11 protein-coding genes are annotated in these 13,730 nt (G+C 58.4%); 8 read left to right on the forward strand and 3 right to left on the reverse strand.

Annotated elements, in window-relative coordinates; translation table 11 throughout:
* The first annotated feature begins 8 nt into the window (after positions 1-8).
* Entirely contained in the window at positions 9-1,646 is a 1,638-nt protein-coding gene (gene ffh, locus ABRP93_RS00320; RefSeq protein ID WP_023022929.1) for a signal recognition particle protein, read from the forward strand.
* A gap of 80 nt (positions 1,647-1,726) precedes the next feature.
* Here the strand turns inward: ffh and ABRP93_RS00325 are convergent, their stop codons facing one another.
* Positions 1,727-3,994 carry an acyltransferase family protein gene (locus ABRP93_RS00325; protein WP_023022928.1) on the reverse strand — a complete coding sequence of 756 codons (2,268 nt, stop codon included), beginning with the start codon at positions 3,992-3,994 and terminating at the stop codon, positions 1,727-1,729.
* A gap of 356 nt (positions 3,995-4,350) precedes the next feature.
* On the opposite strand from ABRP93_RS00325, the gene rpsP reads away from it, so the two are divergent.
* Complete coding sequence (rpsP, locus tag ABRP93_RS00330) at positions 4,351-4,851, forward strand: 30S ribosomal protein S16 (RefSeq protein WP_023022926.1); 501 nt, start codon at positions 4,351-4,353, stop codon at positions 4,849-4,851.
* A 151-nt stretch (positions 4,852-5,002) separates the two neighbouring features.
* Here rpsP and ABRP93_RS00335 read toward each other — a convergent pair whose 3' ends face one another.
* Both ABRP93_RS00335 and ABRP93_RS00340 read right to left on the reverse strand, forming a co-directional pair.
* Positions 5,003-5,701, reverse strand: a complete 699-nt coding sequence (locus ABRP93_RS00335) for a TetR/AcrR family transcriptional regulator (protein ID WP_034659129.1) — start codon at positions 5,699-5,701, stop codon at positions 5,003-5,005.
* 29 nt (positions 5,702-5,730) lie between these two features.
* Positions 5,731-6,156, reverse strand: coding sequence for a cupin domain-containing protein (locus tag ABRP93_RS00340; RefSeq protein ID WP_051138367.1), 426 nt, complete (start codon positions 6,154-6,156; stop codon positions 5,731-5,733).
* An 86-nt stretch (positions 6,157-6,242) separates the two neighbouring features.
* Here ABRP93_RS00340 and rimM point away from each other — a divergent pair, with 86 nt between their 5' ends.
* The 6 genes from rimM to ABRP93_RS00370 all read left to right on the forward strand — a co-directional run bounded on the left by rimM (position 6,243) and on the right by ABRP93_RS00370 (position 13,641).
* On the forward strand, positions 6,243-6,740 hold the full coding sequence (gene rimM / locus ABRP93_RS00345; RefSeq protein WP_023022920.1) for a ribosome maturation factor RimM: 498 nt from the start codon (positions 6,243-6,245) through the stop codon (positions 6,738-6,740).
* Positions 6,737-7,627, forward strand: a complete 891-nt coding sequence (gene trmD, locus ABRP93_RS00350) for a tRNA (guanosine(37)-N1)-methyltransferase TrmD (RefSeq protein WP_349886439.1) — start codon at positions 6,737-6,739, stop codon at positions 7,625-7,627. Before rimM ends, trmD begins: the two co-directional genes overlap by 4 nt.
* Positions 7,627-8,007 (forward strand): hypothetical protein, encoded by a 381-nt coding sequence (locus ABRP93_RS00355; RefSeq protein ID WP_349886441.1) that lies wholly within the window; start codon positions 7,627-7,629, stop codon positions 8,005-8,007. The genes trmD and ABRP93_RS00355 overlap by 1 nt, the downstream gene beginning before the upstream one ends.
* A gap of 96 nt (positions 8,008-8,103) precedes the next feature.
* Positions 8,104-8,694 (forward strand): hypothetical protein, encoded by a 591-nt coding sequence (locus ABRP93_RS00360; protein ID WP_349886442.1) that lies wholly within the window; start codon positions 8,104-8,106, stop codon positions 8,692-8,694.
* A gap of 159 nt (positions 8,695-8,853) precedes the next feature.
* Entirely contained in the window at positions 8,854-11,178 is a 2,325-nt protein-coding gene (locus ABRP93_RS00365) for a Tex family protein (protein WP_349886444.1), read from the forward strand.
* Positions 11,179-11,433: 255 nt separating this feature from the next.
* On the forward strand, positions 11,434-13,641 hold the full coding sequence (locus tag ABRP93_RS00370; protein ID WP_349886446.1) for a YhgE/Pip family protein: 2,208 nt from the start codon (positions 11,434-11,436) through the stop codon (positions 13,639-13,641).
* Positions 13,642-13,730 lie beyond the last annotated feature (89 nt).

Below are 13,730 nucleotides of genomic sequence, written 5' to 3' on the forward strand. Positions count from 1 at the left end.
CATCCGTAGTGTTTGACTCACTATCAGACCGCCTACAGTCAGCCCTGGCGGGCCTGCGCGGCAAGGGCAAATTAACTGAGGCGGATATCAACGCCACGACTCGTGAGATTCGTTTGGCATTGCTGGAAGCTGACGTTTCTCTGACGGTGGTGCGCGGGTTTATCAAGCGCATCAAGGAACGCGCCCGCGGCGCGGAAGTATCCGAGGCACTCAACCCCGCCCAACAAGTTGTCAAGATCGTCAATGAGGAGCTCATTGAGATCCTAGGCGGCGAAACCCGCCGGTTGAACCTGGCTAAGAACCCACCGACCGTGATCATGCTGGCCGGCCTGCAGGGTGCTGGTAAAACCACCCTGGCGGGTAAATTGGCCAAGCACCTCACGAAGCAGGGGCACACCCCCATGCTTGTGGCCTGTGACTTGCAGCGCCCAGGAGCGGTGCAGCAGCTGCAGATCGTCGGCGAGCGCGCGGAAGTTCCGACCTTCGCTCCAGACCCAGGTACCTCCCTGGACTCCAATGACCACGAGATGGGCACCTCGCACGGGGACCCGGTGGACGTCGCCAAGCGCGGTATTGCTGAGGCGAAGCAGAAGCAGCACGATGTGGTCATCATCGATACCGCCGGCCGCCTGGGCATTGATGAAACCCTGATGACGCAGGCGCGCAATATTCGCGATGCCGTAAACCCGGATGAAGTCCTGTTCGTCATCGACTCCATGATTGGTCAAGACGCCGTGCAAACGGCGGAGGCCTTCCGCGATGGCGTGGACTTTACCGGCGTGGTTCTCACGAAGCTGGATGGCGACGCCCGCGGTGGTGCAGCGCTATCCATTCGTGAGGTGACCGGCAAGCCGATTTTGTATGCCTCTACTGGTGAGAAACTCGATGATTTCGATGTCTTCCACCCAGAGCGTATGTCTAGCCGCATCCTGGGCATGGGTGACCTGCTCTCCCTCATTGAGCAGGCAGAAGCCACCCTGGATCACCAGAAGGCCGAAGAAGCAGCCTCCAAGCTGGGCTCTGGCGAGCTCACGCTGAATGACTTCTTGGACCAGATGCTGATGATCCGCAAGATGGGTCCGATTGGCAACCTGCTGAAGATGATGCCTGGCGGCAAGCAGATGAATGAAATGGCCGCCATGGTGGATGAAAAGCAGCTGGATCGCATCCAGGCCATCATCCGCGGTATGACCCCAGAAGAGCGCGAGAGCCCGAAGATTTTGAACGCGTCACGCCGCAAGCGCATCGCCAATGGTTCCGGTGTGAGCGTTTCCGAGGTCAACCAGCTCATTGAGCGCTTCAATCAGGCCAAGAAGATGATGTCCAAGATGGCCGGCCAATTTGGCATGGGCGGTGGCGGACGTTCTGCCACCAAGAAAAAGCCAAAAGGCCGCAAGGGCAAAAACGGCAAGCGCAAGAAGGGTAAGGGTGGCGGCGGCAACCGCGGGCCCAAGATGCCAGGCGGAATGCCAGGAATGGGCGGCGGTATGCCGTCGATGGAAGAGCTACAGCAGCTGCAACAGCAGATGGGAGGCGGCGGTGCAGGCGGCCTCGGCGGTGGAAAGATCCCCGGCATGCCCAAGATGCCCAAAGGCATGGAGAATATCGACCTCGATAACCTCAACTTTGGCAAGGGCAAGAAGTAGCCGCGCAGAGACATAAATAAAAGGTGGCCCATTGCTTACAGGTAATGGGCCACCTTTGTGCGTGCCGTCGCGGGGAGCGTTTACACCGGATCGTTTTCCAAGGTATTGGGGTACGGCACTGGGGTGGCGCGCCGCGCGCCACCGGTGGTGGGGGCAGCTGGCGATTCCTCTAGTGCTGCCTCCGCCTCTTCAGGGGAGATTTCTGGCGCCTCTTGTTGGACCTTTTCGCCATTCAAGAAGGGCGTGAGGGCTTCTCGGATCATCGGCATCGCGGAATCCGCAAAGGCATTGGTGATGTGGTGCATATCGCGGTAGACCATGGTGTTTCCGATGATGACCGGGCAATCGCCATTAGCATCGCAGAACCACGGCGCGGTATCGAGGGACAGCATGTTTTCGTACTGCGATAGAACAACGGCACCTGGATCGTAAGGTTGGTAAACCTCCTCAAACCGCATGCCGCAGCCCACAGCGTCTTCAGTGGCAACGTAGCACTCATCGAATTCGCGCGGCTCCCCGTCCTCATCGAATCCCCACGGGTTATCGCGGAAACCCAGGAAGGGGATATCGCGCTTGGATAGTTCTTCCCAGAAGGCTTGGTAGCCGGCGGGGACCGCATCGGGCCCATGCCCGAATTCGTTTTGCGGGCGGGTGGTATTGGAGATAACCAACTCTGGCTGGGCTTCGGCGATGCGGTCCATGACCAGTTCACCCCACTCGGCGCATTCGGGGCTGACCGTGACGTCATCGCCAAGCTCGATGGGGCAACCTTGGCGCAAGAGGGGAACCAGCTTGAAACCCATCTCTCGGCCGAGGCGGTCGAGGGCAGAAGAATATTGTTCTGCGTGGGATCCTCCCACCAGATAGACTTCTTTTTCCGCGGTAGTATCGCCGAAAATGCAAGGGGTCTTGCCGTCCCTGCGCGTCTCAAAGAAGAAATCAGCGGGCTGAGTATCGGGCACGAAGCACCAGTTTGCAGCAACCGGCGGCTCAATGCCCCCGGCTACGATGGGATCTGGTTTGATTTCTACTCCGTCCGGCGGGGTGATGTCATTAATGAATGTCGTGGCTCCGGGATATTGCTGGGGATTGAGCATTTCCGCGTCAGCATTATTAATGGTGCGCAGCCACAGCGGCTGAATGAGAAGCAGCGCCGCGACGCAGCTGGCCACTACGACACCGCCGATGGCTCGACCGGCACCGGCACGGGTGGACAGACTAGAGACCGCCTTGTGGGCCGGAAGGTCCTCTGCCAAGGGTCGCTTGCGGTGCTGGCGCAGGGGGCGTTCGATGAAGCGATGCGTGATATCTGCAAGCAGCAGGGAGATGGCAATAATAATGATGCCCAGCCACCACGACGGGGTCTGCTGACCCAAGTACGAGGTGGACAGAATAAGCAGCGGCCAGTGCCAAAGGTACAGCGGATAGGCGACATCGCCTAGCCAGCGCGCCTTCTTAGAGGCCATGGCCTTGGATATCTTGCCGCCACCGCCCAAAATGATGAGCACGGCACCGCCCAAAGGCAAAAGCGAGAGCGGTCCTGGGTAGGCGGTGGTCTCTGCGATGATGGCGCCGGTAAAGACCAGCATGAAAAGGCCAAGGCCGGTAAACAGGTCATAAAAACGTGCAGGGATTTTCCATGCGGAACCGTAGATGGCTAGAACCGCACCGAGGGTCAACTCCCAGGCACGCGACCACGTGGAGTAGTAGTTTTCTGGCGTTCCGTGCAGCCCATGGCGCGAGGCATAGGCAAAGGACACGATGGTCACCACGATGAGAATGGGGCCGGCGATTTGGTTGACCGTGGGGAAGCGGCTGGTCCGCAGCGAAGATTGCTGCGGACGCCATTTCATAATCGCGGCCAGGATGAGGGCAAAGGCAATGCCCATCAGGTAGAACTGGCCCTGCACGGACATTGACCACATATGCTGCAGCGGGGAAGTATCGGCGGCGGCCGCAGTGTAGTCAGCGTTTTGGCGCGCCAGTTCCCAGTTCTGGTAGTACAGCATGGTTGCCGTAATTTGCTGGGTAAATTCAGTGCGCATGAGCTGCGGCGTGCAAAGGCGCACCAATATATACGTCACACCGATGACTAGGACGAGGCTTGGTACCAAGCGGCGCAACGTGCGCCAGATTGGCCACCATGGGTTCAAGGAGGCGTTGGGCTTGCCGGCATAGCGCAGCTGTGAGCCTAGGAAGAAGTAACCGGAAAGCAGTAAGAAGACATCCACGCCGCCAGATACGCGACCGACAAAGACGTGGTAGATAACTACGAGGCCAATTGCGATACCGCGCAGACCATCGAGGTCATAGCGGTATCGAAAGTTGCGTGGAGAATCATTTGTCATAAAACGTCATTTCGTGCGCTTGTTCACGGGAAACAAACGCGGCGTATTTCAAAGCCTTCTGTGGCAAAGGTTTACATTCGGCTAATAAGGGTACTCTTTAAAGGTCTCGAAGGCATAACGGGGCAAGGTAAAACGCGGGAGACGCGGAGATTTTAAAATACTGCCTGCACACGCTAAAATGGTTCGGGTTATCGCAGTAGTGCGAACTGCTGATGATAATGAGACGTTTCATTCTGCGTAACACCGTTCCCGTCTACGGTCGGCCGGTACGTCACGCGCAGATAAAATCCAAGGGTTGAACCGGCGTGCTAAACAGCGCGTGTCTGAACTGCCCAGTGACTAGAAAAGGAGCCATCATGGCTGTCAAAATTAAACTGCAGCGCGTAGGTAAGATCCGCGCCGCTGAATACCGCGTAGTTATCGCTGATGCTCGTACCCGCCGCAGCGGCAAGGTCATCGAGAACATTGGCATCTACCACCCGAAGGAAGAGCCTTCCCTCATCAAGATCGACTCCGAGCGCGCACAGCACTGGCTGTCCGTTGGCGCACAGCCTACCGAGCCTGTCTTGGCACTACTGAAGGTCACCGGTGACTGGCAGAAGCACAAGGGCCTGCCGGGCGCAGAAGGCACCTTGAAGGTTGCCGAAGAGAAGAAGTCCAAGCTGGACATCTTCAACGAGGCATTGTCTGAGGCTAATAACGGCCCAACCATCGAGGCCATCACCGAGAAGAAGAAGGCCAAGGAAGAAGCTAAGAAGAAGAAAGAAGCTGAAGAGGCTGCTGCAGCTGAGGCTGCCGCTGCTGCTGCCGGCGAGGCAGACGCTGATGCAGAAGATGCTGAGGAGTCCGCAGAGTAATCTGCTCGTTCTCTAGCGCCCTTCACTAATTAGGGCCGCTGTGCATAAACTTCATCCCCCACCCGATATCGTTGCATTTATGCGCGATAACGAGTGGGGGATTTTGCGCGCTCGGCCAGCGCGCGTCCATCACCAAGGCTAGTGGCTAGCGCTATTCACTGCGTGGCCGCAATTCGGGGTAATTGGCGTATACATCGCCCGGATCTTTAAAATCCATCCCTCGCAAGCTGCCTGCGACGACGGGTTTGAACAGCTTATAGATTTCCTCACGCGGCAGTTTTGACAGGGGCCCGTCAATGGCAAGCACGGTAAACCCGTGGACGGCGGACCACGACAGCAAGCTATTGTGTAGGAAATATTCTTTATCAGGCGTTTGGCCTAGGGCCTGGGCATGGCGGACCAAGAGATCGAAGTAGCGCTGAATCAGATTCAGGTGTTCGCTTTTTGGATCATCGGGAGTCGAGGGGTCCACGCCGAGCATAAAGCGCAGTGCCTTCCATTCCAGCATACAACGGAAGAAATTCGTTTCATCTAGGGCAAAATCGAGGTAGGCATACCCGATCTGCACGAGGTGGACGGGGAAGGCGAGGTCGCCAACTTCATCGGTGGTGCGGTGAAGGCGGCGCACGAGCTCATCGGTAGCTAGCTCGGCTACCTTATCGTGCAGTTCCTCCTGATCCTTAAAGTGCCGGTAGGCCGAGGTAGGGGACACTCCTGCCGCGCGGGTGATGGCGCGGATGGTAATAGCCTCTGGGCCTTTTTCCTTGCCTAATTGCACGGCGATCCGTAGCAGCTCGTCGTGGAGGTTTCCGTGGTGATAGGGCTTGTTATGAGACTGCGTTGTATCCAAAATCTGTCCTAACGGTGTGTGAATTCCAATTAGCCTGTAAGCATCGTTAAAAGCATTAGTGCAGGTTGCCTGTCCGGCTGCTCTGTGGGTGAGTCCGAGTTCACATCCGGTAGGGGTGCGGCAACGCTATGCACTATATAGGCCGGTAAGTGCACAATGTTACCTGGGGCTAGTGTGACCGTCTTCTCCCCGCAGGTGAAATTTACTTCTCCGCGTATCGCCTGCACGGTTATCGGGTGGGCGGCTTTGTGATCCGGCAAGGTTTGACCGGGGGAGAAACTGAAAAGGATGAGGTTTGCGCGCTCTCCGTTCAAGACTCGCTTGACCCCAGGGCGCTCGCGTTCAGGATCGGTGGGAGGTGCCAAAGCCACCAGATCCAGGTCGATCAAAGGTGAGTGCGGTGCCTCCTGATGTGCACTGCGTGGATCGGAAGACGGGTGGGGAGAGTCGTTCATGCTTCAAGCGTAATGCCTAAGAGCGAGGTTGTGGGGAGTGTGGCAGGAAATAAGAGCAACTGGGTGTATGCGGTAAACTCTGCGCCATGGAATTGATGATTGGGCGCGTCATTAAGTCGCATGGGATCAAGGGAGAAGTGGTGGTAGAGCCCACCACCGATGAGCCCGAGGTGCGCTTTGCGGTGGGAGAAAAACTGCAGGGAAGGCAGGGCCGCAAGGAACACGAATTGACCATCTCTGCGGTGCGCAGCCACAAGGGCAGGCTTTTGGTGACGTGCAAGGAAATTGCCGATCGCACCCAGGCGGAAAGCCTGCGTGGCACACAATTTTTCGCTGCCCCATTAGAGGATGATGGCGAGGGCTTTTATGACCACGAGCTTGAAGGCCTGCGCGTAATCCACGATGGAGAAGATATCGGCGCTGTGGCTTCCGTCGTACACGGTCCTAGCCAAGACCTCCTGGAGGTTGAGTTGTCTTCGGGCAGCACCGCCCTGGTGCCCTTTGTTCATGCCATCGTCCCCGAAGTGGACTTGGAAGCCGGCTCGTGCACCATCCAACCCCCAGAAGGGCTGTTGGATCTATGAGGCTCGATGTGGTGACCATCTTTCCGGAATACCTGCAGCCGTTGCGCCATGCCCTTTTAGGCAAGGCCATCGAGCAGGGCCGCCTCGAGGTGGGCGTGCACGATCTGCGTCAGTGGGCCACGGATGCGCATAAATCGGTCGATGACTCGCCTTTTGGCGGCGGCCCAGGCATGGTCATGAAACCCGAGGTATGGGGGCCTGCGCTTGACGATGTCGCACTCGGGACCACCGCCCCCACCCTTGATTCCTCCCTGCCGCACCTCAACCGCCCTCGCCATGATGAATTAGAGGGCGTCGAAGCTCGGGCGTATGGCGCCGATGCGGCGCACGATGATCGAGGGAGCGACAGTGAAGATGGCGATCTTCCGCTGCTTCTCGTTCCCACCCCGGCTGGGGCGCCGTTTACCCAAGCGGATGCGCGGGCATGGTCCACCGAGGAACATATTGTTTTTGCCTGTGGGCGTTACGAGGGCATCGACCAGCGCGTGGTGGAAGATGCGAAGAAGCGCTACCGCGTTCGGGAAGTATCCATCGGGGACTATGTGCTCATTGGCGGGGAGGTTGCCGTATTGGTGATAGCAGAAGCCGTAGTCCGCCTCATCCCCGGGGTATTGGGCAATAAGCGCTCGCATGAAGAGGATTCCTTTTCTGATGGCCTATTGGAGGGGCCGAGTTATACCAAACCGCGCGAGTGGCGCGGGCTTGCGGTGCCGGAGGTATTGATCTCTGGAAATCATGGGCTGGTAGACCGGTGGCGCCGAGAACAAGCGTTGGAGCGAACGTGGCAGCGCCGCCCAGAGTTATTGGACCAAGTGGAATTGAGCAAGGCGGATAAGGCTTATTTAGCGCAATTGCGCGAGCGTGAATCTGAAGGCAAGGCACAGTAATGCAGGTGAGTGTGGATCTTTCTGTGCTGATGCCCCGGGAAGAATGGGAAGAAAGCCAGGCAGGCATGCCAGAGAAATTGCGCGATGCAGGTTTTATGCCGGTAAATATTTTTGCCACAGTGGTTGCTCCGTCGCCGCCGGCAGATAGCCCGTTGGCCCAGGAATATGAACTCAGCAATGGAACCGCGGCGGAAGGGACGCCGTTGTGGCGGGTCATCGTCAATGGCGATACTGCCGCGCCCCTGCCTTCCGTCGCACCCATGGTGGCTGAGTGCCTGCCACCCACAGCGGTGTGGTTGGGAAGTTCAGAAATTGGGCATACCGAATTTGCGTGGTCGGTTGAGCCGGTATGGCGCGCAGATACCAGTGAAGAAAATTAAGGAAAATTTCCTGAAATACTTGTATTAGTGCTGGGTAGTGCTACTGTAAGGGCAGCACACACTCGCAGTTTTACTTGCTCTCCAAGGATTTCTCGCATGACTTCTCCCAATGGAAATGATTTTGGCGGATATAACCAACAGCCACAATATGGCCAGTACCCTGGGTATTCTCAGCCTGATCAGAGCCGCGGCGGGAATGGCGCCATGATTGCGGCGATCATTTTGGGAGTTGTGGCACTCCTTGCTATTGCCGCTGCGACCGTCTTTTTCGTGACCGGAAATAAGGATAATTCCAGCACTACCGCGCAGGAAACCCAATTCCAGCAAAAGGCTGATTCCTCAAAGGCTGATGACAAGGACGACGAGAAGTCGTCAGATAGTGAAGCTACCGTGACCAAGACCGAGCAGGCACCCGCGCCTGCCCCGGCACAGGCACCCGAAAGTAATGGCAATGGGCACTCGTGGGGCGACTACACGAGCTATTACCCTACGGGCCCAACGTCAGCACCTTTTGCTAAAAACGTCTACAACGCTTTCATGAATAATTGGGTGGCCGGTGGCGGAACGAATGCCACCTTGAGCGTTTATTCACCGACTACCGGTGGTACCTATACGATGTACTGCTCCGGCAGCTCCTCGCGGGTAAGCTGCACCGGCGGTGATAGGGCCCGGGTAGTCATCCACTAAATTGGGGCGTGTTTCATTCCTCTTCTTCCTGCTTTCAGCGTGCGGGAAGAAGAGGATTTTTATGTGTCCCGCACTGGCCGTCTGGGGCGGCGGAAAACGCATGCGGTAAATTGGGTGGGTCCCATACCAAGCTTTGAAATAGAAGTGTGAGGAATCTACGTGAATATTGCGGCCACCATCGCGGCGGAGATTGGCGCTCAAGAAACCCAGGTTTCGACGGCGCTAAGGCTTCTGGCGGAGGGAAATACGGTGCCTTTCATTGCGCGCTATCGCAAGGAGGTCACGGGTGGTTTGGATGACGCGCAACTGCGCACCATCGAAGAACGGGCCACCTACCTGCGCGAGCTGGAAGAGCGTAAAGAGACGATCCTTGCCGCCATTGAAGAGCAGGGCAAGCTTAGCGATGACCTGCGTAGCCAGATCCTCGCCTGCGATACCAAAGCGCGGCTTGAGGATTTGTATCTGCCGTATAAGAAGCGGCGCAAGACAAAGGCGGATATCGCGCGGGAAGCCGGCTTGGAAGAGCTGACCGACACATTGATTGCGCAGCCGAAAGCCCAGCCGGAGGAACTGGCGCAAGGTTATCTCACGGAAGGTTTCGCGGATACCAAGAAGGCACTGGAGGGTGCGCGCTCCATTCTCATCGATCGGTTCGCGCTCGATGCGGACTTGGTCGGTGGCGTGCGCGAGCGCATGTTTAACCAGGGTGCCATGCAAGCGCAGGTGGTGGAAGGAAAGGAAGCCGAGGGCGCGAAGTTCAAGGATTACTTCGACTTCAACGAGCCTTTTTCTTCGCTTCCTTCCCACCGCATTTTGGCGCTCCTGCGCGGGGAGAACGAGGGAGTGCTGCAGTTGCACCTCGATGCGGGTGACGATGCCGACTACGAGGACCTGATTGCGGATCGGTTCGAGCTAGATCGCAGCTCCGCGTGGCTGGATAATGCCGTGCACTGGGGATGGCGCACCAAGTTGTATGTTTCCTCCAGCCTGGATGTGCGCATGCGCCTGAAAGAGGTAGCAGAAGAAGGCGCGCTTAAGGTCTTTGCCACGAACCTGCGCGATGTGCTGCTTGCCGCACCAGCGGGCCAGCGCGCCACCATCGGCCTCGATCCGGGCTACCGCAACGGCACCAAATGCGCCGTGGTGGATAAAACAGGCAAGGTACTCGATACCACCATCGTCTATCCTCACCAGCCGCAAAACCAGTGGTCGCAGGCGGTACAGACCCTGTCCACGCTGTGCGCGCGGCACTCGGTTGACCTCATGGCCATCGGCAATGGCACTGCCTCCAGGGAAACAGAAAAGCTCGCGCACGAGATTGCTGACTTGCTCAAACAAGCTGGCGGCCAGCGGCCGACGCCCGTCGTGGTCTCCGAATCCGGTGCATCGGTCTACTCTGCTTCGCAACTGGCGGCGGAGGAATTTCCCGATATGGACGTCTCGCTGCGCGGCGCGGTCTCCATTGCCCGACGCCTGCAGGATCCGCTGGCAGAGCTGGTGAAAATCGATCCTAAGGCCATCGGTGTGGGCCAGTATCAGCACGATGTGAACCAGACGTCGCTGGCGCGCACGCTGGATGGCGTGGTGGAAAGCGCCGTCAATGGCGTCGGCGTTGATCTCAATACGGCCTCGGCGCCGCTGTTGGAGCGCGTGGCGGGTGTTAATCCCACCATTGCCGCCAATATCGTGGCCTACCGCAATGACAACGGTTCTTTTGCTACCCGCAAGGAGCTGAAGAAGGTGCCGCGCTTGGGGCCGAAGGCCTTTGAACAGTCTGCGGGCTTCCTGCGCATTAATGGGGGAGCGGACCCGCTCGATGCGTCCGCAGTTCACCCGGAGGCCTATCCCATCGTGACGCGGATAGCGGAGCAGACGGGGCTGGGCATCGGCGAGCTCATTGGCAATACCCGGGTACTGGACAAGCTGGATCCCGCCGATTTTGCCGACGAGACCTTCGGTATTCCTACCGTGAGCGATATTATCGCCGAGTTGGATAAGCCCGGCCGCGATCCGCGCCCTGAGTTTAAGACCGCTACCTTTAAGGAAGGCGTGCATAAGGTCTCTGACCTTACTCCAGGCATGGTTTTGGAGGGCACGGTCACCAATGTGGCGGCTTTTGGCGCGTTTGTCGATGTCGGAGTGCACCAAGATGGCCTTGTTCATGTCTCTGCCATGAGCCATCAATTTGTTTCTGATCCCCACGAGGTGGTGCGCTCTGGCCAGGTGGTCAAGGTCAAGGTGATGGAGGTCGACGTCGATCGCCAGCGCATTGGACTGTCGCTGCGGTTGGATGATGAGCCAGGCCAGCCCGCGCCGAAGCGTCGCGGCGGCGATTCGCAGCGCGGATCCGGCAAGCGCGGCGGTCAAAAGCCCTCGCGCGAAGCGGGGAAGAAGGGCGGCCGCAACTCCGATCGCGGAGGCTCCCGCGGGCGCCCGGCAGCCAAGGGGACCATGGCCGCTGCCCTGAAGAAGGCCGGCTTCTAACCTCTCATTTCAGCGGCCTACCAGCACCGCAGGGTGGGCCGTTGCCTGAGGTCGCGGTGGGGAGAATTTCCCCTCCGACCGCGCACACGACAAAAATATGACCGCCACTTGCAGTCGATGCGGACTCCCGCGCCTTCTAATGGTAAGTTGGGCAAAACTAAATAAATGGCGTCCTTCCTCTCCTGCTTTAGCGAGGTACTCCTGAGCGGATGGGGAGTAAGGGAGGCGCCGAACTACTGCCATAAGGAGACAACTATGAGTCGTGCGGCCGATAGCAGCCACGGTGCCGAGGATACCGCAGAGATGCCTTCGATAAGCGGCGGGGAACACAAGGGCCGGGGAGCGCTGGGCTGGCACCGCCTCCTAGATTGGCGCCCGCGCAGTGCTTTGTCGCGGGTGCTTATCGTATTTTTCCTCGTTGCGCCCATCATCGTGGCTGGAACCATGATGTGGGCCATGTGGGATCCATCCAAGTACATGCGCAATATTAACCTCGCCGTGGTCAACGAAGACGCGGGCGTGGATAAGCAGGGCAAGCACACCAACTATGGCGACCAGGTGGTCAAGGGCTTGCTGGATACCGATTACCTCAACTTCTCTGAGGTTAACAAGGGCGAAGGCGATGAGGGACTGGTCAAGGGCGAGTACTTGATGGTCGTGACGATCCCGAAGAACTTTTCCGAACAAGCCGTCACCATCATCAGCGATAAGCCCGAAAAGCCTGAGATCAACTTCGCTAGCAATGACTACTACGGCACGAATGGCTCCGTGATTTCCTCCAGCCTCATTCCGCAGGTGCAAACCAGCGTGGAAAACGCCATTTCCAAAAAGTACGCAGACCAAGTCATCGAGGGGCTTACTAAGCTGAGCGATGGCCTGAACAATGCCTCGGATGGTGCGGGGCGCCTCGATGAGGGCGTCGGAAAGCTGCAAGAGGGCGGCGGGCGCGCGATTGAGGGCATCAACAAGCTCGACAATGGTGCGGGAACGCTTAATAACGGCACGGCCGAGCTCCTCAACGGAACGACGCGGTTAAATGACAGCGTCGGGCGGTTGAATGACGGTGCGGGTCGGCTGAGCGATGGCGCCGCGCGCCTCGATGACGGCGCCTCTCAGCTTGCCGATGGCTCCGACAAGCTCCTTGCCGGCACCGGCCGCCTCGCCGATGGTGCAGGCCAGATCGATGCCGGAGTCAATCAGCTCACGGGCATGCTCATCCCCGTGCTGAAACAAGCCCAAGCCGTGGTGCCCGGTCTTAACCAGCTGGTAGACGTTCTGCGCGGGCTTGGCATGAACCAACAAGCAGACCAGCTTTATTCCCTCGTATCCAAGCTCGATCCCGCATCCAGTGAAAATATGGTGGGGCAACTGGAAAAACTGTCCGCAGGTACCGGCCAGCTGCACTACAACCTGTCCGATCCGCAATCGGAATATCTGGGTGGCCTTACCACGCTGAACGGCGGGGCACACCGCCTGTCCGATGGCATTAAGGAATTGCGCGGTGGAGTCGGAACGCTAAGCAGCGGTACCGCACAGCTGCAGGACGGCGCGTCCCGCCTGCAGGATGGCGCATCTCGCCTCCACGATGGCACGGGCGCGCTCAAGGACGGCACCGGCCGGCTGATAGAAGGCGGAGCCGAGCTCAAGGGCGGCATGGATCGCCTCAAGGAAGGTTCCGGCGAACTATCCACGAAGCTTGCCGATGGCGCCGCCAAAGCCCCCACCGTTTCCCGTCCAGAGGATTCGGCGCAAAATATGGCGGTGCCCATCAATTTCACCGCATCTAATGTCCACCCCGTGCAAACGGTGGTCAACCCAGCGGATCCGACCGAGAAGAATATTACCGGCGGTGCCTCCATGCTCTTCGTGCTTGTATTCGGCTTCCTCGTGATGCTGCTGCTGGCGATGACGCTGCCGTACTACATGGCGCGTAGGGGAGCACGGGTAACTAGCCCTGCCCGCAGCGTATTCGGCGCTTTTGCCGCGCTAACCGGGCTGAACTTCCTCGTGCTGGCGTTTATGGCCTTGATGTCTTCTACCCTGGGATGGCAGCCGGCAAGCTGGTCCATGATCGCCCTCGTACTCGCTGCGATATCCGCCGTAGGTGCTGCGACCTACCAGTTCTTCCTAGTTACTTTTGGGCGCAAGATTGGTTCGGTCTTTGCCGCCGGCGCCTTCGCCCTGGGCGTGATGGTCTTTGGCGGGGTATGGCCAGTCGTGGCGATTCCGCGCGCGCTGAGCCTGCTGCACCCCTTCCACCCGATGTCTTATGCCAAGGATGCGTTTACCCGCGCCACCGATGGCATTCATGATGGAACGTTCTGGAGTGGGATTATCATCCTCTTTAGCATCACGGTGATTGCCGTGGGGGCCTCGTACCTTGTTTTCCGCGCGCGGCACCTGGGCACGGCGAAGATCCTCGATGAGCACCATTCCCGTTTCCGCTCGCCCATGCCCGCCTAGGGTGCCCCCCGGCCCGTTCGCCCCAGGTAGGGTAGTAAATCTGCGAAGCGGAGGAATTTGGAATTGGCCGGTTCCTATGGAAAAATAGT

The organism is Corynebacterium sp. KPL2850 (assembly GCF_040225855.1).
Classification (GTDB): Bacteria; Actinomycetota; Actinomycetes; order Mycobacteriales; family Mycobacteriaceae; genus Corynebacterium.